The organism is Aeromonas sp. LsrichE-8G, from assembly GCF_022869435.1.
GTDB lineage: Bacteria > Pseudomonadota > Gammaproteobacteria > Enterobacterales > Aeromonadaceae > Aeromonas > Aeromonas caviae.
In genome coordinates this window covers 1-417 of record NZ_JALIHH010000253.1, presented here as the reverse complement: position 1 = coordinate 417, position 417 = coordinate 1, and the positions used below count along the sequence as shown (strand labels likewise).

The window sequence follows — 417 nt, the reverse complement described above, 5'->3', positions numbered from 1 at the left end:
CATGATCAGCCTCTCCGTCACACTCTTTCAGTTCCGCACCAAAATCTCTGCAAACCTCTGCCGCACACTGACCGAAGGAAGCGTGATGCAGATCCCCCAATATCGGCTTTCGATACTTGGTGATAAACACCAAATGTACGTGCAAAACGTAGGTCGCATGGCGTGATTTATTAATTTTAGTGAATTGCATTCTGTCACTCAATCGGGCTTAATAGATATGGCAATAATGCTACACACTGAGCGCTAAATGCAAATTCTGAAAGCCTACAAATTCCGACTCGAACCGACAGCCCAACAAGCGCAACGCCTGCGCCAGTTGGGCGGTTGTGCTCGTTATGTCTGGAATCACGGGCTGGCAGAAACCAAACGCATTCTGGATGCTGGCGAAAAACTGCCTTCTGCCTTTGAGCTGAACAG

The 417-nt window shown here is 48.4% G+C and carries 1 protein-coding gene; it reads right to left on the bottom strand.

All coding sequences use genetic code 11. From position 1 onward, the window contains the following. On the bottom strand, positions 1-190 hold a 190-nt coding region (locus tag MUW49_RS20800), incomplete at its 3' end, for a transposase (RefSeq protein WP_244813163.1). Positions 191-417: the final 227 nt, after the last annotated feature.